The organism is Thermosulfurimonas sp. (assembly GCF_015491435.1).
In the GTDB taxonomy this organism is placed as follows: Bacteria; Desulfobacterota; Thermodesulfobacteria; order Thermodesulfobacteriales; family Thermodesulfobacteriaceae; genus Thermosulfurimonas_A.
In genome coordinates this window covers 1-19,832 of the sequence record NZ_WFVX01000164.1, presented here as the reverse complement: position 1 = coordinate 19,832, position 19,832 = coordinate 1, and the positions used below count along the sequence as shown (strand labels likewise).

Annotated in this window: 20 protein-coding genes and 1 pseudogene; 17 read left to right on the top strand and 4 right to left on the bottom strand. The window is 57.1% G+C overall.

The annotated features are described in order from the left end of the window. Positions 1–2: 2 nt before the first annotated feature. From der to F8J34_RS07405, 3 genes are read left to right on the top strand one after another with little or no spacing between them, the layout of a single operon-like run. Complete coding sequence (der, locus tag F8J34_RS07415; protein WP_297057813.1) at positions 3–1,328, top strand: ribosome biogenesis GTPase Der; 1,326 nt, start codon at positions 3–5, stop codon at positions 1,326–1,328. Between the two features lie 3 nt (positions 1,329–1,331). After that, positions 1,332–2,966, top strand: coding sequence for a GTPase HflX (hflX, locus tag F8J34_RS07410; RefSeq protein ID WP_297057811.1), 1,635 nt, complete (start codon positions 1,332–1,334; stop codon positions 2,964–2,966). A gap of 44 nt (positions 2,967–3,010) precedes the next feature. Continuing rightward, on the top strand, positions 3,011–3,970 hold the full coding sequence (locus F8J34_RS07405) for a manganese-dependent inorganic pyrophosphatase (protein ID WP_297057808.1): 960 nt from the start codon (positions 3,011–3,013) through the stop codon (positions 3,968–3,970). A gap of 50 nt (positions 3,971–4,020) precedes the next feature. Here the strand turns inward: F8J34_RS07405 and F8J34_RS07400 are convergent, their stop codons facing one another. Both F8J34_RS07400 and nadC read right to left on the bottom strand, forming a co-directional pair. Continuing rightward, positions 4,021–4,806, bottom strand: a complete 786-nt coding sequence (locus tag F8J34_RS07400) for a sulfide-dependent adenosine diphosphate thiazole synthase (RefSeq protein ID WP_297057805.1) — start codon at positions 4,804–4,806, stop codon at positions 4,021–4,023. A gap of 92 nt (positions 4,807–4,898) precedes the next feature. Next, on the bottom strand, positions 4,899–5,756 hold the full coding sequence (nadC, locus tag F8J34_RS07395) for a carboxylating nicotinate-nucleotide diphosphorylase (RefSeq protein WP_297057803.1): 858 nt from the start codon (positions 5,754–5,756) through the stop codon (positions 4,899–4,901). A gap of 93 nt (positions 5,757–5,849) precedes the next feature. Here nadC and F8J34_RS07390 point away from each other — a divergent pair, with 93 nt between their 5' ends. The 12 genes from F8J34_RS07390 to F8J34_RS07335 are packed head-to-tail and all read left to right on the top strand — an operon-like array spanning position 5,850 to position 16,760. Beyond that, positions 5,850–6,803 carry a sigma-54 dependent transcriptional regulator gene (locus F8J34_RS07390; protein ID WP_297057801.1) on the top strand — a complete coding sequence of 318 codons (954 nt, stop codon included), beginning with the start codon at positions 5,850–5,852 and terminating at the stop codon, positions 6,801–6,803. A 58-nt stretch (positions 6,804–6,861) separates the two neighbouring features. Beyond that, positions 6,862–8,772: a tetratricopeptide repeat protein gene (locus F8J34_RS07385; protein WP_297057799.1), complete on the top strand. Its 1,911-nt coding sequence runs from the start codon at positions 6,862–6,864 to the stop codon at positions 8,770–8,772. A 4-nt stretch (positions 8,773–8,776) separates the two neighbouring features. Continuing rightward, a complete protein-coding gene (locus tag F8J34_RS07380) occupies positions 8,777–10,081 on the top strand; it encodes a sigma-54 dependent transcriptional regulator (protein WP_297057798.1) in 1,305 nt (434 codons plus the stop codon). Positions 10,082–10,105: 24 nt separating this feature from the next. Then, positions 10,106–10,501, top strand: coding sequence for a flagellar basal body rod protein FlgB (gene flgB / locus F8J34_RS07375; protein WP_297057795.1), 396 nt, complete (start codon positions 10,106–10,108; stop codon positions 10,499–10,501). Between the two features lie 2 nt (positions 10,502–10,503). After that, positions 10,504–10,908: a flagellar basal body rod protein FlgC gene (gene flgC, locus F8J34_RS07370; protein WP_297057793.1), complete on the top strand. Its 405-nt coding sequence runs from the start codon at positions 10,504–10,506 to the stop codon at positions 10,906–10,908. A 10-nt stretch (positions 10,909–10,918) separates the two neighbouring features. After that, the gene (gene fliE / locus F8J34_RS07365; protein WP_297057790.1) at positions 10,919–11,203 is read left to right on the top strand and encodes a flagellar hook-basal body complex protein FliE; all 285 of its coding nucleotides are present in this window, start codon (positions 10,919–10,921) and stop codon (positions 11,201–11,203) included. A gap of 13 nt (positions 11,204–11,216) precedes the next feature. Beyond that, entirely contained in the window at positions 11,217–12,785 is a 1,569-nt protein-coding gene (gene fliF, locus F8J34_RS07360) for a flagellar basal-body MS-ring/collar protein FliF (protein WP_297057788.1), read from the top strand. Further along, positions 12,786–13,796 carry a flagellar motor switch protein FliG gene (gene fliG / locus F8J34_RS07355; RefSeq protein ID WP_297057785.1) on the top strand — a complete coding sequence of 337 codons (1,011 nt, stop codon included), beginning with the start codon at positions 12,786–12,788 and terminating at the stop codon, positions 13,794–13,796. Then, on the top strand, positions 13,789–14,475 hold the full coding sequence (locus F8J34_RS07350; protein ID WP_297057782.1) for a FliH/SctL family protein: 687 nt from the start codon (positions 13,789–13,791) through the stop codon (positions 14,473–14,475). Before fliG ends, F8J34_RS07350 begins: the two co-directional genes overlap by 8 nt. Continuing rightward, entirely contained in the window at positions 14,465–15,772 is a 1,308-nt protein-coding gene (locus F8J34_RS07345) for a FliI/YscN family ATPase (protein ID WP_297057780.1), read from the top strand. Before F8J34_RS07350 ends, F8J34_RS07345 begins: the two co-directional genes overlap by 11 nt. Continuing rightward, positions 15,769–16,209, top strand: a complete 441-nt coding sequence (locus tag F8J34_RS07340) for a hypothetical protein (RefSeq protein ID WP_297057778.1) — start codon at positions 15,769–15,771, stop codon at positions 16,207–16,209. The genes F8J34_RS07345 and F8J34_RS07340 overlap by 4 nt, the downstream gene beginning before the upstream one ends. Continuing rightward, the gene (locus F8J34_RS07335; protein WP_297057777.1) at positions 16,206–16,760 is read left to right on the top strand and encodes a hypothetical protein; all 555 of its coding nucleotides are present in this window, start codon (positions 16,206–16,208) and stop codon (positions 16,758–16,760) included. The genes F8J34_RS07340 and F8J34_RS07335 overlap by 4 nt, the downstream gene beginning before the upstream one ends. On the opposite strand, the gene F8J34_RS07330 is transcribed toward F8J34_RS07335, so the two are convergent. Then, positions 16,731–17,462 (bottom strand): twin-arginine translocase subunit TatC, encoded by a 732-nt coding sequence (locus F8J34_RS07330; RefSeq protein ID WP_297057775.1) that lies wholly within the window; start codon positions 17,460–17,462, stop codon positions 16,731–16,733. The genes F8J34_RS07335 and F8J34_RS07330 overlap by 30 nt on opposite strands. Then, a complete protein-coding gene (locus F8J34_RS07325; RefSeq protein WP_297057773.1) occupies positions 17,462–18,283 on the bottom strand; it encodes a phosphoribosylformylglycinamidine synthase subunit PurQ in 822 nt (273 codons plus the stop codon). Before F8J34_RS07325 ends, F8J34_RS07330 begins: the two co-directional genes overlap by 1 nt. Positions 18,284–18,372: 89 nt before the next feature. Between F8J34_RS07325 and F8J34_RS07320 the strand changes: the two genes are divergently transcribed. Together F8J34_RS07320 and F8J34_RS07315 are read left to right on the top strand one after the other, a co-directional pair. Next, positions 18,373–19,044, top strand: coding sequence for a response regulator transcription factor (locus tag F8J34_RS07320; RefSeq protein ID WP_297057771.1), 672 nt, complete (start codon positions 18,373–18,375; stop codon positions 19,042–19,044). Beyond that, a pseudogene (locus F8J34_RS07315) lies at positions 19,045–19,832 on the top strand (hypothetical protein); the annotation flags it as partial. It lies immediately after the preceding gene.

Here is a 19,832-nt window from a genome sequence, read left to right as displayed (position 1 = left end):
GCATGAAAAAACCTAAAATAGCCCTGGTGGGACGCCCCAATGTGGGCAAATCCACCCTGTTTAATACCCTTATCGGGGAGCGTAAAGCGGTAGTGGAACGCACGCCGGGGGTCACCCGGGATCGCATCTATGGTGAGGCGGAGATAGAGGACCAGCAGGTGATCCTCATTGATACCGGGGGGCTTGAACCGGAGGCCGAGGACCTTCTGGTACGGGAGACCCTCAAACAGGCGGAGGCGGCTCTGAACGAGGCCGATCTGGTCCTCCTGGTGGTGGAGGCCAAGACCGGTCTAACCCCTCTGGACCAGGAAGTGGCCGAACGGGTGAGGGAGAAGGGCAAGCCCGTGATCCTGGTGGTAAACAAGGTCGAGGGGAAGGAGGACCTTCTCAATGTGGCCGAATTTTATTCCCTGGGCATCGAACCCCTGGTCCCCGTTTCCGCCAGGCACCAGAAGGGGCTTGAGGAACTGAGACGGCTGATAAGGGAAATGCTGCCGGAGACAGCCGGGGAGGAAGAAGAGCCCCGGGCCACACCTCTTATCAGGGTGGCCATCCTGGGGCGGCCCAACGTGGGCAAGAGCTCCCTTCTCAATCGGCTGGTGGGTTATGAACGCATGATTGTCTCGGATGTCCCGGGTACCACCCGGGACAGTATCGACACCCTTCTCGAGTTGCCGGATGGACGGCGCTATCTTCTCATAGATACGGCCGGCATCCGGCGCAGACCCCGCATTAAAGCCCGGGTGGAAAAATTCAGCGTGGACAAGGCCTTTGAGGCCCTGGAACGGGCCGAGGTGGCGCTTCTGGTGCTTACCGCCGAAGAGGGTATAACCGATCAGGATCAAAAGATCCTGGCCCAGATCGAAAAGCGCCACAAGGCCTGTATTATCTTGGTAAACAAATGGGATCTCCTCGACGGAAGACGCGAGGAGGGGAATATCCTTCTCGAGCAGGTGCGGCACGGGGCCCGCTTCGTTCCCTGGGCCCCTATCCTTACCGTTTCGGCCCGCACCGGGCGCAGGGTGAAGGAGATCCTCCCTCTGGTGGAGGAGGTCTATGCCGAATACTCCCGACGCATTCCCACCGCTCAGGTAAACCGTGCCCTGGAAGAGATCAAAAGAGAAAGGGCCCTTTACACTCCCTCCGGTCATCGATTAAAATTTTATTATGCAACCCAGGCGGAGATACGTCCGCCTACGGTGGTGATATTCAGCAATTATCCCAACGAAATTCCCAAAAGTGTAGAACGTTTTATTCGTAATCGGTTGCGGGGTTATCTCGGTTTTCAAAAATCTCCTTTACGGGTGATTTTCAGACCCCGGCGCTAATCTATGTCTCGCACGGTTTACGGTCAAACCTCCGGTCTGTCCCCGAGTGAAATCCGGGCTCTGGAACGTCTTTATCGGCGTCGTATTCCGCCGGATTATCTGATTACGCATGAACTCTGCCGGGAAATGGCCCGTCTTTCCCGGGAACTCAACCGTCAGATAGGCATTCTGATCAACCGACGGGGGGAAATCGAGTACGTGATCCTGGGGAGCTATCATCAGATCGTGATTCCGGAGATCGCCCGGGCCCGTAAAGCGAGCGGGCGTCTTCTGGGCTTACGATGTGTCCATACCCATCTTTCCCACGAAGGTCTGGATCAGGACGACCTGCTGGATCTGGCCTTCCTTCGCCTGGACACCATGAGCGCCCTGGAGGTGCGGGCGGACGGTCTGCCCGGGCGTCTTCACACCGCCTATCTTCTGCCCCGGCGCGACGAGAACGGATATTACGGGTACCTGGATCCGGCCTATCCCTGGGAACTCAGGGACGATTACCGGAGGTTAATCGAGTCGCTGGAGGAGGAACTGGAGCGGGTTCGTCCGCTCAAGGAGGTGAGCGACCGGGAGGATCGGGCCCTTCTGGTAGCGGTCCATCCCGGCCCCCGGCTTCTCATGGAGGAACGTCTGGCGGAACTCCGGGAACTGGCCCGCACCGCCGGGGTAGCCGTGGTGGGCGAGGTGCTTCAGAGGAGGAGCGCTCCGGACCCGCGATATGTGGTGGGGAAAGGTAAGCTTTCGGAGATTATTATTCAGGCCATGCAGACCTCGGCCAATCTTCTCATCTTCGACGGGGAGCTCACTCCCTCCCAGGTCCGGGCCCTTACCGAGATCACCGATCTCCGGGTGATCGACCGCACCCAGCTCATCCTGGACATCTTTGCCCAGCGAGCCAGAAGCCGCGAGGGAAAGATCCAGGTGGAGATGGCCCAGCTCAAGTACATGCTTCCCCGCTTGCGGGCCAAGGACGATGCCTTTTCCCGGCTCACCGGAGGTATCGGTGGCCGCGGTCCGGGTGAGACCAAACTGGAAGTGGATCGTCGAAGGATTCGGGAACGTATTGCCCGTCTGGAAAAGGAGTTGAGGGAGATCTCCAAACAGCGGGGGCTAAGACGCAAACGCCGCCGGAGGAAGGGTCTGCCGGTGGTGGCCCTGGTGGGTTATACCAACGCCGGGAAAACCACCCTGCTTAACACCCTCTCCAGGGAAGATTTTCTGGCTGAAGACAGATTATTCGCCACCCTGGATCCGGCCACCCGCAGGGTATATCTTCCCAACGGGAAAACGGTTCTCTTTACGGATACAGTGGGTTTTATCCGGGATCTTCCCCAGGAACTGCGCAAGGCCTTTCAGGCCACCCTGGAGGAACTTTATGAGGCGGATCTCCTCCTCCATCTGGTGGACATCAGCCATCCCCATTTCGAGGAACATATCCAGGCGGTGGAGGAAATCCTTGACCAGATGGAACTCGGGGTAGAGCGTCTTCTGGTCTTCAACAAGATCGATCAAGTTCCTCCGGAAGAGGTCCTGGCCTACCGGAGGCGTTATCAGGCCGAAGCCATTTCGGCCCTGGACCCTCATACCCTCCCTCCCCTACTCTCCCGCATCGCCCTTTTCCTTGACAGAAGAGCTTCAGCGTGATAGCAAAAATTGGCTGAATCTAATTTTTAAAAGGAGGGAGGGAAATGAGTAAAATCTATGTAGCCGGTCACAAGAGTCCGGATACGGATTCCATTTGTTCTGCCATAGGGTATGCCTATTTGCGCAACCAGCTGGTAAAAAGCGGCAGCCCTTACTGTGCGCACCATAAGGAAGAGGCGGTGGCGGTTCGTCAGGGGGATCTCAACCCCGAAACCGAGTTCGTCCTCAAGCACTTCGGGGTTCCCACTCCGGAGCTCATGACCGATGGAGCCGGAAAGAAAGTGATCCTGGTGGATCACAGCGAACGGGGCCAGACCCTGGACAATATCGATCAGGCCGAGATCGTGGCCATCATCGATCACCACAAGATCGGGGACATCACCACTCCCAATCCCATTGTCTTCATCAATATGCCCACCGGATGCACCGCCTCCATTATCAAGTCCCTGTTCGAATTCTTTAAGGTGGATATTCCCAAGGAGATCGCCGGAATCCTGCTGGCGGCCATCCTTTCGGATACGGTGGCCTTCAAGTCCGTAACCACCACCGATTTCGACAAGAAGGCGGCGGAGGATCTGGCCAAGATCGCCGGCATTGATGACATCATGGCCTTTGCCATGGAGATGTTCAAGGCCAAGAGCGATGTTTCCGGAAAGAGCCCGCGCGACCTTCTCTACCGCGACTTTAAGGATTACACCATGGCCGGCAACAAAGTAGGAGCCGGACAGATCGAGGTGGTAAGCCTGGATCTCCTGGCGGAGGTGAAGGATTCCATCTATGATGAGATGCAGAAGGTGAAGGCCGAGGGAGGATACCACACCATCGTTCTTATGCTTACCGACATCATGAAGGAGGGAACCGAGCTCCTGGTGGTAACCGACGATCCTTCGGTAATCGAGAAGGCCTTCGGGAAGAAGCTTGAGGGCAAGAGCATCTGGCTGGATGGAGTTATGAGCCGTAAGAAACAAGTGGTACCGCCGCTGGAGAAGGCCTTCGGGGCCTAAGGAGTTTGAGTCTTAAGGGCGGGCCCTGGCCCGCCCTTTTTATTTCCCTTCTATTTCTCTTCTCTTAATCTCCGGGCAATCTCCCGGGCTACTTTTTCACCGGAAAGGAGCATTCCGCCGAAGATGGGTCCCATCCGGAAGGAACCGAAGGTGGCATTGGCTGCCATTCCGGCCACGAATATCCCGGGGTAAACCTCCCGGGTGTTTTCCAGGGTGGTAGTTTCGGCCACCTCGGCCCAGAGGGAACGCTCGCCTTCGATCTTGCCGCTGGGAGTGAAAAGTTTCACATTCATCTTGCGCTGAAGCACGTGGAGCACGGAAAGCTCGTGTCCGGTGGATTCCACCACGTATCTGGAGCGCACGGCCAGAGGATCCACGTGAAGCCCGCCCATTTCCACTGCCGTCCAGTTGATAACCAGACCCACCACCCTGTTTTCTCGCACCATGACATCTTCCACACTGAAGAGATTGAAGATGGAAGCCCCGGCTTTCCGGGCGGCGAACCCCAGAGCGCAAACGCATTCCACGGAATCGGCGGTGTAGTATCCCTCCTGCCACGGTTCCACCCGAACTCCCACTTCCCTGAGGATCCGGGCCCCCTCTTCCTGCACCACTATCTCGTTAAACATCATACCTCCGCCCCACATCCCTCCTCCGATGGAGAGTTTGCGCTCGAACACGGCCACCTTAAACCCTTCCCGGGCCAACTTATAGGCCGCGGTGAGTCCCGCCGGCCCGGCCCCCACGATGGCCACATCCAGCTCCAGCGCTCCCTCCAGTTTGGCCATAAACCTCTCCACAATAGCCTGCGTAATCTTCACCTCGTCCAGAGCCATGCCTTCCTCCTTTCTGAGAACTGTGGAATTGGTTAATCCGACCAACTTACTATAATTTCCTTCACCCAAAGGGCAATAGTAAGTGAAAAATTTCAATTAAAGGTTTCGGTAATCTTCAGGTGGATATCCACCGCCGGAGCGGAATGGGTGAGGCGTCCTACGGAAATGAGGTCCACTCCGGTCTCGGCAAAGGCCCTTACATTCTCCAGGGTTACTCCTCCGGAGACCTCAAGGAGCACCTGGGGCCGGAGGGAGCGGGCCCGGGCCACGGCCTCCCGGACGCGAGGGGGATCGAAGTTGTCCAGAAGAATGACCTCGGCCCCGGCCGAAAGGGCCTCTTCCAGCTCCTCGAGAGAGCTTACCTCCACCTCCAGGCGGAATACATGGGGGAGTTTTTCCCGGGCCCTTTTCACCGCCTCTTTAATCCCTCCGCAGGCTCGGATATGGTTATCCTTGATCAGGACTCCCTCGGAGAGACCCAAACGATGGTTGTGGCCTCCTCCTACCCTTACCGCGTATTTTTCCAGATAACGCAGACCCGGGGTGGTCTTACGGGTATCCACTATCCGCACCGGAAGCCCCCGCACCGCCTCCACAAAACGACGGGTAAGGGTGGCTATGCCGGAAAGGTGCTGTAGAAAGTTAAGGGCTACCCGCTCTCCCTGGAGGATGGAACGAATCCGTCCCCGCACCTCAAAAAGGGTGGTATAAGCCTCCACCTGTTCCCCTTCCCTTACCCGGAAATCCACTTCCAGCTCCGGATCGACCACTCCGAAGACCTCCCGGGCCACCGGTAACCCGCAAACCACCAGTGGCTCCTTGCTTCGACATACTCCTCGTCCCTTCAATCCCTCCGGAACCAGGGCCTCGGTGGTAGGATCCCCGAAAAAGAGATCCTCCCTTAAGGCCTGCTCCACCAGAGGTCGCAGCCTCCAGGCCTCAAGTACCATGTTAGGGATTGTAGCCCCCACCGCCTCGGGGTCAAGTTCCCGGAGGGTTCAAAAATTTGACACCTCAGGGGCAAAGAGGTAAAAAACGAATACATGCAGGAGATTATCGGGCAAAGTCCGGCCATCAAAGAGGTCTTTCGTCTCATCGAGAAGGTCGCTCCCACGGAGAGCACGGTCCTGATTTTAGGAGAATCCGGGACGGGAAAGGAACTGGTGGCCCGGGCCATTCATCGTCAGAGCCGGCGCAAAGAGGGCCCTTTTATCCCGGTAAACTGCGGGGCCATTCCCGAGGAACTTCTGGAATCGGAACTTTTCGGTTACGAGAAAGGGGCCTTCACCGGGGCGCATCGCAGCAAGCCCGGTCGCTTTGAGATGGCCGAGGGAGGAACCATCTTCCTGGATGAGATCGCGGAGATGAGTCCCAAGCTCCAGGTCAAACTCCTGCGGGTGCTTCAGGAAAAGACCGTGGAGCGTCTGGGAGGAGAACGCCCCATTCCGGTAAACATCCGTATCATTGCCGCCACCAACCGGGATCTGGAAAGGGAGGTTTCGGAGGGTCGTTTCCGCAAGGATCTTTACTTTAGGCTTAATGTTATACCCATCAGATTACCTCCCCTACGAGAGAGGAAGGAAGATATCCCGCTTCTGGCCGAACACTTTTTGCGTCAGTTCTGTGCCCGGGAGGAGGTACCCCTCAAGCGTCTCTCCGAAGAGGCCCTTCGGTATCTTTTACAATATTCCTGGCCGGGCAATGTTAGGGAGCTGGAAAATCTTATGGAGCGTCTGGTAATCCTTTCGGAAAACGAGACCATAGGGCCGGAGGACCTTCCGGATCATATCGTCCGGGCTCCGGATCGTCCCCCCTTTACCATCAAGGACTTCGGCTTTGAGGAATTTAGTCTTCCCAAGGCCCTGCAGGAAATAGAGAAGGAATTCATCCTCCGGGCCCTGCGGGCCTCTAAAGGGGTCAAGAGCCAGGCCGCCAAACTTTTAGGAATAAAACGCACCACCCTCATCGAAAAGATCAAGCGCCTGGGGCTGGAGTAAAGGTCTGTTTTTTGCATATCTCCTCCGGGGAAGATTCAGAGATCGGAACCAAGCGAAGATGCGCAGACTCCTGGCGATAGGAATTCTGATCCTCTGGGTGGGAGGGGGGATAGTCCCGGTTCGGGCCGGACAGAAACCGGAGGAAGACCCGGCCTGGTGGCTGGAACAAACACGCTTTGCCTATCAGCAGGGAGACTTTTTGGGAGCCCTTTATCTGGTGCGAGAGCTTCGGCGGCGTTTCCCCCGCTATCAACCCGCCGCGGTGCTGGAGGCCCATATCCTCTACGACCTGGGAAAATATCAGGAATGTGCCCGGCTTTTAGGGCCTCTCTCCCTCTCCTATGAACTGGCCCCGGAGGATTTGCTCCTTCTGGCCCGGACCTATCTTCATCTGCAAAAGGCCGGGGAAGCCCTGTTTTATGCCCGATTAGTGGAAAAGAAGGCCCGTAGAGCCGACCTGATATGTGCGGCCCGGATGGTGGCGGCCCGGGCCTATCTACGAAATCGCATCCAGACCAAGGCCGCGGAAAAGGCCCGGGAGGTGCTTAAGTCCGGTTGTGCCAAGCCCTTTATTGCTCAGGCCCTGGAGGTGCTTCTTCAGGCAGGAATGCCGATCCAAGAGATCCAGCAGGATCTAGCCCGACAACCGGAGCTGCAATCTTATGCCCCCGGGATCTTTAAGTTTCTGGGGGATTATTTTCTTCGTAAGGGGCAGCTTAAGAAGGCTGAGGAGGCTTACTTTCGTTATCTCAATCTCTCGGGCCGTGAAAACGAGGCTCCGGAACTCCTGCTCAAGCTCGGGGAGGCTTATTTCCGACGGGGACGCATCCGGAGGGCCCGCATCTTTTACAAGCTGCTGGCCACCGCCTGGCCCCATACCGACCAGGCCCGGTTCGCCAAGTTCCGGCTTTATCACCTTTCCTACATCCTGGACAAACGCCTGGGGCTGCCCACCGTGGAGCAGCGCAAGGCCCTCATCCCCCTCATCAATGAACTACGTCGAAGACATCCCCAAAATCCCATTACTCAGGAGGCCCAGGCCCTGGAGATCCAGCTCTATCTCGAGGATCACAAACCCGAAAGGGCCTTTGAGACCGCGGTGGACTTCATGCGCCGCTATCCCCGGTCACCTTTTCTCCCCCGCGTACATGGCCTCTTCTGCGAAGCCGCCAACCTCTATCTGGCCAGTCTGTTCACCCGCAAGGCCTATTTCCGCATCATAGAATTGAATCGAACCTATGCCCCCTTTGCGGAAAGGTCCCGCTGTGGGGTATATTTTTACTGGCTGGGAAAGGTCTATCAGCAATATTTTCTCTTTACCCGACGTAATTACTACTTCTTAAAAGCTTTTGCCTGGGGGGTACCGGAACCCTACCAACCCGAGCTCTATCTGACCCTTGTTTCCGCGGCCCTGGAGGAGAAAAAACTGAAGGAAGCCGCGGAACTCCTGAAGGCCTTTGTGAAGAAATTCCCTTTTTACGCCTCCAACCCCCGATATCTTTATCTGGAAGCTCTTTATGATTACAAGGCTGGAAAGATTAAAGAAGCACATCACCTCCTGGAGGGCCTTTTCCAGCGGAAGGGGCTTTCTCCGGATCTGCGGCAGAAGATTCTGAAGACTTACTGGAGGTTGGCCCTCAGGATCAAGGATATAGACCTGGCGCTACGCATCGTGAAGGATCCGGATTTCCGGGCCACGGATAGCGATTTTGCCTTTCTCATTCAGATAGCCCTGGAAAACGAGGATTATTTACGGGCCGGCCAGATCCTCAAGGAAGCCCGGAAACGTTACCCTCAGTCCGTTACCTTAAAGTGGTTGGCCGGGGTATATTTGGAAAAGATGGGACGCAGCGAGGCCCTTTCCGTGTGGAAGGAACTGGCCGGCGGAAACTCCACCGAGGCCCGTCTGGCGCAGGGCATTCTGCGGAGCCTTCAGCTGGTGGATGAGGCCCGAGAGGTAATATATTAGAATCATGGCTACAAGCATCTGGCTGGTTTCCGCACGGCCGGAAATCCTGGGCCTGAAGGACCTCCTATCCTCTGAAGGGGTGGAGTGTCTTTCCTTTTCGGATCTTTCCCAGCTTTCCGCTCCGAACCAGGGCCCTGCGGTAATGGTGGTCGAGGTGTCAAGAGAGGGTCCTTCTCCGCGTCGAATTCTTGACGACCTCAAAAGACGCTGGCCCGGATCCCGGGTGATCTTTCTGGCCGAGGAGGTGAATTTGGAAGAGGCCGTGGCCTCGGTCAAAGCCGGGGCCTATGACTTCCGGCTGCTGCATACCGACCCCGAGGTGCTCCGAAGACTGATCCTTCAGGCCCTTCACGACGCGGCCGGACCGACGGGGGAGGAAAGGTTCCTCACCCGGGACCCGAAGTTGCGAGCCCTCCTGGAGAAGCTGCGTTCGGTGGCTCGAAGTAAAGCCCCCATCCTTATCACCGGAGAATCCGGGACCGGGAAGGAGGTGCTGGCCCGCTGGATCCACGAGACCAGTGATCGTGCCCGGGGGCCTTTCCTGGCCATTAACTGCGCCGCCCTGCCCGAGGCCCTGCTGGAATCGGAGCTTTTCGGGTACGAAAAAGGGGCCTTTTCCGGGGCTCTCCACCGCAAGAAAGGCAAATTCGAACTGGCAGACGGAGGGACCCTCCTCCTGGACGAGATCAGCGAAATGCCTCTGCCCCTTCAGGCCAAACTCCTGCGGGTGCTTCAGGAGGGAGAGATAGATCGTCTGGGAGGGGCCTATCCCATAAAGGTGGATGTGCGGATTCTGGCCACCACCAACCGGGACCTGGAAGCGGAGGTAGCGGCCGGACGCTTTCGCCAGGATCTTTACTTTCGTCTTAACGTTATCCCCGTGCGTCTGCCTCCTCTCCGGGAACGTCCTCAGGATATTCCCTTTCTGGCCCAGCATTTTTTGCGGGAGTTCGCCCGGGCCTACGGAAAATCCATCCAGGGATTCGCACCGGAAGTAATGGAAGCCTTTCAAAACTATGATTTTCCGGGAAACGTACGCGAACTCAAGAATCTGGTGGAAAGGGCGGTATTGTGGTGCGAGGGGCCGCAAATAACCCTGAAGGACCTTTTATGGAGCCCGGGAGACCCGGAGAAAGCCCCCTCCCCTTCTTCTCCGCTCAAACCCTTACGAGAGCTGGAAAGAGAGGCCATCCTTGAAGCCCTCCGGGCCTGTGGAGGGAACCGCACCCGGGCCGCAGAACTCCTGGGCATCAGCGTACGCACCCTGCGGAACAAACTCCGGGCCTATCGGGCACAGGGTTTGCTATAGAAATTTAACGGGAGGTGAGCCGAGGTGTTCGGACGTCTTTTCGAGAAGACCTGGAATGTAGTGGCCCGCAGCCTGAGGTTGCGCATCCTGCGACACGAGGTCCTTTCGGCCAACATTGCCAATGTGGATACCCCGGGTTATCGACGCAAAGACATCCCCTTCGAAAAGATCATGCGGGCCTACCTGGGAGAGGAATCCCTTCCCCTCCGGCGCACCCGTCCCCGCCATCTATCCCTGGTCTCCACGGAAGGAAAGATAGAGACCATACAACCCGAAGACGTGGGGACCCCGAACAATGTCTCCCTGGAGGAGGAAATGTCCAAACTCATGGAGAATCACCTCCTTTATCAGGCCACGGTTCAGGCCCTGATAAAGGAGGTCCAGCTCATGCGAGAGGCCATCACCGAGGGAGGTAGATAATTATGAGGTTGCTTACCGCCCTTCGTCTGGCCGCAGGGGGGCTTCTGGCCCAGAGGACCAGACTTAACGTGGCGGCCATGAATCTGGCCAATGCCGAGGTTACTCGCACCGCTGAAGGAGGCCCTTACCGGGCCAAGGATGTCATTCTGGCCGCCGAACCCCTGGAGGGAGAGGATGTCGAGGGGGTGAAGGTGGTGGGGATCGTGGATGATCCGGCTCCGTTCAAGGAGGTCTATGATCCCTCCCATCCGGATGCGGACGCCCGGGGGATGGTGAAATACCCCAATGTGGACATCCTCACCGAAATGGTGGAACTGCTTTCCGCCGGACGGGCCTATGAAGCCAATCTCACCGTGGCGAACCTTACCCGGGATCTTTTCCTCAAAACGCTGGACATCCTGCGTTAGGAGGTCAACCATGAAAGTTCAGAACCTTCCCCTTAAGGCCTGGCCGGATATTCTCGCCCCTCCAGATAAAAAGCCCCGGGGGTTTGAGGAGCTTCTTCGGGCCAAACTCAGGGAGGTGGATCAGGACCAGAAGGAGGCCCTCTTCAGGCTTCAGGCCTTTGCTGCGGGCAAGGACACGGATGTGGCCGGGCTGAGTATGGCCCTGGCCCGGGCCGAACTCTCCTTCCGAATGGTCCTGCGGATCCGAAACAAGATCCTGGAGGCCTATCAGGAGATCATGAGGATGCAGATCTAAAGGGTGAAAGTTTATGAAGTGGCCTCAACCCCGCGAAGTAGCCGAACAGCTGCGCACCTTTTATCAGGGTCTGGGAAGGGAGCAGAAGATCCTGGGAGGGGTCCTCATCCTTCTTACCGTGGCCGGACTCGTAGGCCTGATCCTCTGGGCCTCCCGCACGGAGTGGGGGCTTCTTTATCGGGGCCTGCCCCAGGACAGTGCCGCCGAGGTGGTCAGTTATCTCAAAAGCAAGAACATTCCCTACAAACTGGAGCCCGGGGGGACCATTCGGGTTCCCCGGGACAAGGTCCTGGAGTTGCGGATGGAGATCGCCGCCCAGGGTCTGGTAGGGGGCCCCGGTCCGGGTTTCGAATTATTTGATAAGGGACACATCGGAGCCACGGAATTCCTGCAGAGGGTCAATTATCAGAGGGCGCTGGAGGGGGAACTGGCCCGCACCATAATGAGTTTGAGGGCCATAAAGTATGCCCGGGTCCATCTGGCCCTCCCCCGGGAGAGTCTCTTTATCGAGGAGGCCAAACCCCCCAAGGCTTCGGTTTTCGTGGCGCTTAAGCCTGGGTATCAGCTTACCCGCCGGGAGATCCTGGGTATCGTAAACCTGGTTTCCGGAGCGGTTACCGGACTTACCCCGGAAAACATCTCCATCGTGGACTCCACCGGAAGGCTTCTTTATCGAGGACATCGTGCGGAAGAGGAGGTTTCGGCCACGCAGCTGGCCTATCAACGCCGTCTGGAGGAATGGTACAAATCCAAGGTGGAGGAACTGCTGGCCCGGGCCCTAGGGCCGGGGAAGGCCGTGGCCCAGGTATCCCTGGAGATAGACTTTGATAAGGGTTCGGTGCGGGAGGAATCCTACGATCCGGAAATGACTGCGGTGGTCTCGGAATCCATAGAGGAGTCCTCCAAGACCTCCCGGGCGGCCGGAGGCCCGGCGGGAGTAAAGGGAGCGCTCGCGGCCAAGGCCGAAGGGAACCTCGGGGTGAAGACCCCGGGGGAGGTTTCCTCTCGCAAGAAGATCATCCGGAATTATGAACCCAGCCGGGTCCTCAAACAGATCTCCCTTGCTCCGGGAAAGGTAAAGCGTCTTTCTGTAGCGGTGTTGGTGGACGAAAAGAGTATCCCCAAAGAGGAAAAACAGGCTAAACTGGAATGGATAAGAAAATTGGTGGAGGGAGCGGTAGGATATAACCCGGATCGGGGAGATGTGGTGGAGGTTTCCACCTTCCCCTTCCACACCGAAAAGATCAAGGGGCCGGCGGTGTGGATGGAATATCTAAGCCGCTTTCTGAAGCCTCTTCTGGAATTCCTGGTGGTGGTCCTGGTGCTACTTCTGGTGGTGCGTCCGCTGGTAAAAGGGCTGGTGGAAAAGAAACCCCCTGCGGAGATGGAGATGGCGGAGGGCGAGGAGAGAGCCGCCCTGGAGGAAGAGGAGGCCCGACCCCTGCCGCACGAAATGGCCCTGGGTATCGTCCAGAGCAGTCCGGAACGGGCGGCTCTTCTGGTGAAGAAATGGCTGCTTGAGGAGTCGGCGGAGGAACGGGCCCGGGCCCTTAAGGAAGCCTCGATGAAGGAGGCGGCCTAAATGGCCAAACTCGACCCGGAAAAGCTTACCGGCCCGCAGAAAGCAGCCATATTCCTTATGGTCATGGGGGAAGAATTTACCTCCCAGGTCTATAAATATCTGGACGAAGACGACATCAAACGCATCGGCGTGGAGATGGCCAAACTCGATTATGTGCCGGCGGAGGCGGTCAAGAAGGTGCTGGAGGAGGCTAACATAGAGGCCAAAGAGATCATGGCCGATCTTTCGGTCTCCCCGGAAGAATTCCTTAAAGAAAGTCTGGTCAAGGCCTACGGAGAAAAGGGCAAGATCCTCTGGGAAGAGATCAAAAAGGAGATCGGTCCGGAAACCTTCAAAAAATTGAAAAAACTGGACCCCAAGACCGTGGCCAACTTCCTGCGCAACGAACATCCGCAGACCATCGCCATTGTGCTGGTACACCTGGACTCCGATCTGGCCGGTCAGATCCTCCAGTTTCTCCCGGAAAAAATCCGTTCGGAGGTACTTCTTCGCATCGCCCTCCTGGATAAGGTGGATCCGGAAATTGTGCAGGAGATCAGCAACGCCCTGGAGGAAGAGCTTCAAACCGTGGGAGGGGTGCTGGGCAAAAAACTGGGGGGAACGGAAAAGGCTGCAGAGATCATCTCTCATGCCGGACGCGAACTGGAGGAAGAGATCCTTTCGGATATCGAGGAGGAAAATCCCACCCTGGCCGAAGAGATCCGGAAGTACCTCTTTACCTTCGAGGACTTTCTCAAGGTGGACGATCTGGCCATTCAGACCCTCCTGCGGGAGATCTCCACCGACGACTTGCGCCTGGCTCTCAAGGGTGCCTCCGAGGAGGTACGGGAGAAGTTCTTCCGCAACATGAGTGAGCGGGCGGCCACCCTCCTCAAGGAGGATCTGGAGGTCATGGGGCCGGTGCGGATCTCGGATGTGGAAAAGGCCCAGCAGAATATCATCAAAGTGGCCAAGCGTCTGGAACAGGAAGGGAAGATCATCCTGGGAGGCGGGGAGGAGGAGTTTGTCTAGGATCCTCAAGTCTTCCATCGTTCGGGTAAGCCGATGGGCCGCGGAAAAACGGGCCTCGGCTACCGGTGCGGCGGAGGAGGAAAAGCTCTCCCTGGAGAGACAGCGGGGTTTCGAACAGGGCTATCAGGAAGGGTACCGGGAAGGTTTTGAGGCCGGACACGCCGAGGGGTTTGAAAAAGGGTACCTGGAGGGAAAGAGCCGGGCCGAAAAAGAAATAGCACAGAAAAAAGCCCTGCTTGAAGCGGAATTAAGTGAAAGAATTAAAGCAGTGGATCAATTTATGGCTTCCCTGCGGGAGAGTGCTTCCCGGGCGGTGCTTTCCCTGGATCGAGAGATTCTGGGGCTTCTCAAACTGCTGGCCCAGAAGCTCCTTTTCAAGGAGACCCTTCGGGACGAAACCATTATCCTTAGGGTCATAAGGGAGGCCCTTAAGGAGGTGGCTGAGGGGGCCCGGGTGGTGATAAAGGTCCATCCCCAGGAGGCGGAGTTCCTCAAGGCCCTGAACCTTCAGAGTCTTTCCTCACGGAGTTTTGCGGAGATCCGTCTGGAGGAGGACCCTTCGGTTACCCCCGGGGGGTGTATCCTGGAGACCGATTTCGGCACGGTAGATGCCACCCTGGAGAACCGCTGGGCGGAGATCTTAAAGGCCCTGGAGGAGGCCGCGGGGCATGAGGGTTAATTCGCTGGAAAAATATCGTCTGGCCCTGGCCCGGGTAAAACCGGTGTTATCCTGCGGTTACGTGAAGCAGGTGGTGGGGCTGGTGGTAGAGGCCGAGGGGCCCCCGCTCAAAATCGGTGATCTCTGTCGAATTAAAACCTCTTCCGGGGAAATTCTGGCCGAGGTTTCCGGTTTCCGGGAGAACAGGCTCCTTCTCATTCCCCTGGGAAATCCCATCGGGATCGAACCCGGAAATCGGGTCCTGGCCTGTGAGGATCGAAGGGCTCCGGTGGGAAGGGAATTGCTGGGGAGAGTGGTCAATGCCCTGGGGGAGCCCCTGGACGGAAGGCCCCTGCCCTATCTTTCCGAGAACTATCCCCTTTACAACGATCCCCTGCGGCCCTTTGAAAGGGATCGTATCCAGGAACCGCTGGATCTGGGTATTCGGGCCATAAATGCCCTTCTCACCGTGGGCAAAGGCCAGCGAATCGCCATCATGGCCGGCTCCGGGGTGGGAAAGAGCACCCTTCTGGGGATGATCGCCCGCCATACCAAGGCCGACGTAAATGTTATCGCCCTGGTGGGAGAACGGGGAAGAGAGGTGCGGGAATTTATCGAACGGGACCTGGGGGAGGAAGGCCTCAGGCGCTCCGTGCTGGTGGTAGCCACGGCGGACGAGCCCCCTCCCCTGAGAATGCGAGGGGCCTACTATGCCACGGCGGTGGCGGAATTCTTCCGCGACCAGGGACTGGACGTGCTCCTGATGATGGACTCCCTGACCCGTTTCTGTATGGCTGCCCGGGAGGTGGGGCTTTCCATAGGCGAACCTCCCACCGCCCGGGGATATACCCCCTCGGTTTTTGCCCACCTGCCCCGGCTTCTGGAACGAATGGGCCCCAAACGGGGGGGAGGAAGTATTACCGGGATCTATACCGTCCTGGTGGAAGGGGACGATTTCAACGAACCGGTGGCGGATGCGGTAAGAGCCATCGCCGATGGTCACATTGTTCTCTCGCGGGATCTGGCCCAGGAGGGGCATTATCCGGCCATAGATGTTCTCTCCAGTGTGAGCCGTTTGATGCGGGATCTTGCCTCCCGCGAACACTATCAGGCCGCGGTGGAGCTGATCCGCCTTCTGGCTATTTACCGCCGGGCCGAGGACCTGATCAACATCGGGGCCTATGTCAAGGGGAGCAATCCGGAAATAGATCGAGCCCTGGAAAAAATAGAGGCCATCAAGGCCTTCCTGCGGCAGGAGGTGGAGGAACGGGCCGATCTCGAGGAAAGTCTCCGGGCTCTTAAGGAGGTGATTTCGTGAAAAGACCTCCCCGGATCCTGGATACCCTGGTCTATATCCGCAAGCTTCGAGAGGAGCGGGCCCGGGAGAGGCTGGCTGCGGCCCTGAAGGCCTTGGAGGAGGCCCGACGGGATCTTCAAACGGTGCGGGATACCCGAAGCTCTCTCTATGAGGAACTCCGGCAAAAAGACCTTTCCGGAGGGGATCTCCGTTTGCTGGGGGAAGGAATGGAAGGCCTCTTTCGGGAGACCTTTCGCCTGGAGGAAAAACTTAAGGCCCGAAGCTCGGAGATGGAAAGCCTGAAGACGGAATTACGTCGGGCCTATCAGGAACGAAGGGTCTCGGAGAGACTCCGGGAAAGGCTCTGGTGGCGATATCGTCGAGAAGAAGAAAGGGTCTTTTATCGGGAACTCGACGATCTTACCCTTATGCGGGAGTCCCGTTCTCGAAGAAGATGATCGGCCGGAAAAAGCTAAGTCCATCACGGCTCCTGGTCCTTATCTTTTTACTGGCCCTGCTCAAGTTCTCCCTTAGTCTGGGCACCTTCCTGCATCTTCATCTCAACCCCCCTGAGGTCCGGGCTGAGGAAAAGACGGATTCCACACCCCGGTGTCCCCCGGAGATCTTTGAGGCCCTGCGGATCGAACGCGAGAAACTGGAAGAGAAGGCCAAACAACTTACCCTGCGGGAAAAACGTCTCCGTTTGCTGGACCAGCAGGTGGAAAGGAGGCTCGCCGCCCTGCTGGAACTGGAGAACTCCGTAGATGAAAAACTCAAGAAGATTCGCACCATAGAGACGAAACGATTCCAGCTCCTGGTTAAGGCCTATTCGGAGATGCGTCCTTCCAAGGCGGCCCGCCTTCTGATGAACATGGACCAGGATATGGCGGTAAGGATCCTTTCGGCCATGAAAAGCGATCAGGTGGCCCGGATCCTTGCGGCCATGCCTCCGGAAAAAGCCGCGCCTTTAGCCGAGGCCCTATCCGGCATTTCCCCGCAGAAGTTTTGATCTCCGCCGCACGGCAAGACGTGCCCCTAGAAGTCCGGCCTCGAAAAGTAGATAAAGGGGCACGGCCATGAGACTGAGGTTGAATACGTCCGGCGTAGGGGTGATCACCGCGGCCAGGATGGTGATGATCAGGATGGCATGTCGGCGGTAGCGGACCGCCTTGTAAGGATCGAGCACTCCCACCCAGGCCAGAAGAATCATGAAAAGGGGTAATTCAAAGATAAGCCCGAAGGCCAGAAGAAAGAGGGCCACGAAATTGACAAAATGGCCCACCGAGATGGTGGGAACGATCTCTTTTCTCTGAAAGGAAAGCAGGAATTTCATGCCGTAAGGAAGGGTGATAAAGAAGCAAAAAAGCATACCCCCGTAAAAGAGCATGGTTCCGATAAGGAGGGTTAGGAAGCCGGAGAGCTTTCCCAGGCCGAAGACCCGGGCCATGGCCCGCCAGATCAGCCACAGAAGATAAGGGAAACAGACCACAAAGGCCGAGAGAAAGGCCACTTTAAGGAGGGCCAGCCAGGGTTCGGCTACCCCGAAAAAGGCCAGTTTCTGACCGAAATGGGCCTGAAGCCAGATCAACACCCGGGGGGCCACCCAGAGGAAAAACAGACTCAGGATCAACAGGATCAGAAGGATCCGCAGGAGATAGCGACGCAGATCCAAAAGCCAGAGCAGCAGAGGTTTAACCGGAGATTCCTCCATCAGGAGAGAAAAGTATCCCGTAAGTACTCCACGGCGTTTTTAAAAATTTTGAGCCCCGGAGGCTCCTCCCATATCTCTCCCCTGGTCCAGCGGGGATGATGGGTAAAATGATGGAAGGCCTCCGGATGGGGCATGAGGCCGAAGATCCTGCCGGTGGGATCACAAATGCCGGCTATGGCTTCCACGGAACCGTTGGGATTGTAGGGATATTCCTGAGTGGGTTGGCCGGTGGTGGGGTGGATATATTGGAGGACGATCTGATTCCCCTCCCGCAGGCTGGAGAGCACCTCCTCGTTTTCTACCACCAGTTTCCCCTCGCCGTGGCGCACCGGGAGATAAAGCCGGCTCAGTCCGCGGGTAAAGATACAGGGCGAGGAAGGATTCACCCTTAGATACACCCAGCGGTCCTCGAAACGGCCGGAATCATTATAGGTGAGGCTTACCCTCCGTTCGCCGTAGCGTTGCTCCAGGCCCGGAAGCAGCCCCAGCTTCACCAGAAGCTGAAAGCCGTTGCATATTCCCATAATCAACTTTCCGGCGGCTATAAATTCCAGGATCTGGTCCATGAGTCGTTCGGAGGAATGGCGAATACGGGCATGACGCAGGCGATGAGCCGCGGCCTGGGCGGCGCCGAGGTGATCCCCATCCAGGAACCCCCCGGGGAAACAGAGAAGATGGAAATCCCTCAGGTGTTTCTCCCCGTAGAGGAGATCCGAGAGATGTACTATCTCCGGATCGGCCCCGGCCAGTTTAAGGGTGTGAGCCGTTTCTCGTTCGCAGTTAATTCCGTAACCGGCCAGCACCAGCGCCCTGGGTTTCATAATCTTTACTTTATGACATATCCAGCTAATATTGGCAAGAGAAGGTCCGGGGCCGTATGCGAGGGCCGAGACCCTGACGGTGGAGAGCTTTGAGTGCCTGGAATAAACCCTCGATTCTCCTTATCGAGGATGATCCCCTCCTGGGGCCCTCGCTGGAGGAATATTTGCAACGTCAGGGGTTCGAGGCCCACTGGCTTTCCGACGAACGTTACTGGCGAGAGGCCCTGTCCCGGGAATTTGATCTCGTGGTTCTCGATCTCATGCTACCTCACCTTCCGGGAGAATTGCTCCTGGCCGAGCTGCGCAAGGAGTATCCCGATCTTCCGGTATTGATCCTTACCGCCAAACAGGGCCTGGATTCCAAGAAGGAGTGTTTCGAACTCGGAGCCGACGATTACCTGGTCAAGCCCTTCGAGGTGCTCGAACTTGAGCTACGGATCAGGGCCCTTCTGCGCCGGAAAGATAAAGGCCGGAAAGAATATCGTCTCGGCGAGGTGCGGATAGATCTTGAGCGGGGTATGATCATCAAGGGGAAGGAGAGGATCGTTCCCTCCCGGCGCACCTGGGATCTTCTCCTTTTCTTTCTGAAACACCGGGGAAAGGTGATCCCCAAGGAAAAGATCCTGGAGGAGGTCTGGAAGGATGTGATCGTGAACGAAGAGACTCTGAGAAGCTATATCAAGGAATTGCGCCGTCTTCTTCCCGAGGGGGCCCTTCAAACCTTTAAGGGCCGGGGGTATCTTCTAAAAGAAGAACTCTAGATGTTTAGTCGTTTTCACACCCGGGAAGCGCGCAAGCTTTTTTTCTACTTTTTGCTTATCCTTTTCCTTTCCCTGGCCGTACTCTTTACCGCGGTTCTTTTCCGTTATCTTTTGGAGATAAATCTTTTAACCCGACAGGGATCATTCCGTCCCTCCCTGAAAAGCTGGATGCTCTATCTCTTTCTATGGGAGGGTATGCTCGCTGTTTCGGTTTCTTACGTGTTTTATCGTCTCTTTATCTCCTATGAACGCTGTCGTCTGGAGCAGGAAGAGTTTTTACGGCTACTTCTGGCCGCTCTTTCCCACCGTTTCGGAAACTTCCTTTCCGCCCAGAAGGTAAACCTTGAGATCCTGAGCGAATCTCCCTCTCCGGAGGCGGCCTCCCGCCTCAAGGAGGCCTGTCGGGCCATGGAACGGGACCTTGAAACCCTGCTTCGTTTCCTTCGGAGATCCCTCGAGGAACCCTTTACTCCTGCAGGCGATTTTACCGACCATCTCAGGGACCTTCTCCACCGCCTTGAGCTTCAGTTCGGCCCCCGGAAGGTCCACCTAAGTTTTAGGGGTTCCTCTCCCCCACTCTCCCCGGAGCTTGAACTCCTTCTTTTCCTTCTCCTGGAAAACGCCTTCCGGCATTCCTGCAAGGACATCTGGATCCGCACCGGACGCAGGCAGGGCCGTCCTTATCTCCTCATCATGAACGATCTTTCCCCTCATCCGGTAAAGGGCGCAGGCCTCGGCCTTTATCTGGCCCGTCGCCTGGCGGAAAGACAGGGCCTTGAGATTTCCAC

Bases quoted from the DNA above. Each gene is read 5' to 3' on its own strand.
- der (WP_297057813.1), top strand. From the start codon at position 3: ATGAAAAAACCTAAAATAGCCCTGGTGGGACGCCCCAATGTGGGCAAA.
- hflX (WP_297057811.1), top strand. From the start codon at position 1,332: ATGTCTCGCACGGTTTACGGTCAAACCTCCGGTCTGTCCCCGAGTGAA.
- F8J34_RS07405 (WP_297057808.1), top strand. From the start codon at position 3,011: ATGAGTAAAATCTATGTAGCCGGTCACAAGAGTCCGGATACGGATTCC.
- F8J34_RS07400 (WP_297057805.1), bottom strand. From the start codon at position 4,806: ATGGCTCTGGACGAGGTGAAGATTACGCAGGCTATTGTGGAGAGGTTT.
- nadC (WP_297057803.1), bottom strand. From the start codon at position 5,756: ATGGTACTTGAGGCCTGGAGGCTGCGACCTCTGGTGGAGCAGGCCTTA.
- F8J34_RS07390 (WP_297057801.1), top strand. From the start codon at position 5,850: ATGCAGGAGATTATCGGGCAAAGTCCGGCCATCAAAGAGGTCTTTCGT.
- F8J34_RS07385 (WP_297057799.1), top strand. From the start codon at position 6,862: ATGCGCAGACTCCTGGCGATAGGAATTCTGATCCTCTGGGTGGGAGGG.
- F8J34_RS07380 (WP_297057798.1), top strand. From the start codon at position 8,777: ATGGCTACAAGCATCTGGCTGGTTTCCGCACGGCCGGAAATCCTGGGC.
- flgC (WP_297057793.1), top strand. From the start codon at position 10,504: ATGAGGTTGCTTACCGCCCTTCGTCTGGCCGCAGGGGGGCTTCTGGCC.
- fliE (WP_297057790.1), top strand. From the start codon at position 10,919: ATGAAAGTTCAGAACCTTCCCCTTAAGGCCTGGCCGGATATTCTCGCC.
- fliF (WP_297057788.1), top strand. From the start codon at position 11,217: ATGAAGTGGCCTCAACCCCGCGAAGTAGCCGAACAGCTGCGCACCTTT.
- fliG (WP_297057785.1), top strand. From the start codon at position 12,786: ATGGCCAAACTCGACCCGGAAAAGCTTACCGGCCCGCAGAAAGCAGCC.
- F8J34_RS07345 (WP_297057780.1), top strand. From the start codon at position 14,465: ATGAGGGTTAATTCGCTGGAAAAATATCGTCTGGCCCTGGCCCGGGTA.
- F8J34_RS07335 (WP_297057777.1), top strand. From the start codon at position 16,206: ATGATCGGCCGGAAAAAGCTAAGTCCATCACGGCTCCTGGTCCTTATC.
- F8J34_RS07330 (WP_297057775.1), bottom strand. From the start codon at position 17,462: ATGGAGGAATCTCCGGTTAAACCTCTGCTGCTCTGGCTTTTGGATCTG.
- F8J34_RS07325 (WP_297057773.1), bottom strand. From the start codon at position 18,283: ATGAAACCCAGGGCGCTGGTGCTGGCCGGTTACGGAATTAACTGCGAA.